The organism is Streptomyces sp. DH12 (assembly GCF_020873895.1).
Classification (GTDB): domain Bacteria; phylum Actinomycetota; class Actinomycetes; order Streptomycetales; family Streptomycetaceae; genus Streptomyces.
Map to the genome: position 1 here is coordinate 1 of NZ_JAHWGT010001429.1, position 412 is coordinate 412.

The window sequence follows — 412 nt, forward strand, 5'->3', positions numbered from 1 at the left end:
GCTGGACATACCGGAGACGGCCCGCATCCTCGACGACGTCCTCACCCGGGCGATCGCCAGCCCTCCGAAGTGGTGAGCCCTGAAGTGGTGAGCCCCGCAGTGGCGAGCGCCGAGGCGGCGACCTCGGCCTCCTGAGGGCACGGGCCCCGGCACGGAGCGGCCGCGGCCCCCGGTCGGCCCCGCTCGACCGGCGACATCCCGCCGCGGCTCCTAGGCTCGAATCATGTCTGAGGTCTACGCGGTCCGCCGGACGCGCCTCCGGGATCACTGCAACGCGAGCGGCAGCACCGCCGCGCTGGTGTCCCGGCCCGCCAACGTCCGCTACCTGTCCGGCGCCGCCCCCGGGAACGCCGTGCTGCTGCTCGGCAGGACCGAGGACGTACTGGTGTGCGCGGAGCCCCCGGACGACCGC

1 protein-coding gene is annotated in these 412 nt (G+C 75.0%); it reads left to right on the plus strand.

Annotated elements, in window-relative coordinates; all coding sequences use genetic code 11:
• Positions 1-223: 223 nt before the first annotated feature.
• A partial coding sequence (locus LPA54_RS40420) for an aminopeptidase P family N-terminal domain-containing protein (RefSeq protein ID WP_228985417.1) occupies positions 224-412 on the plus strand: 189 nt, incomplete at its 3' end.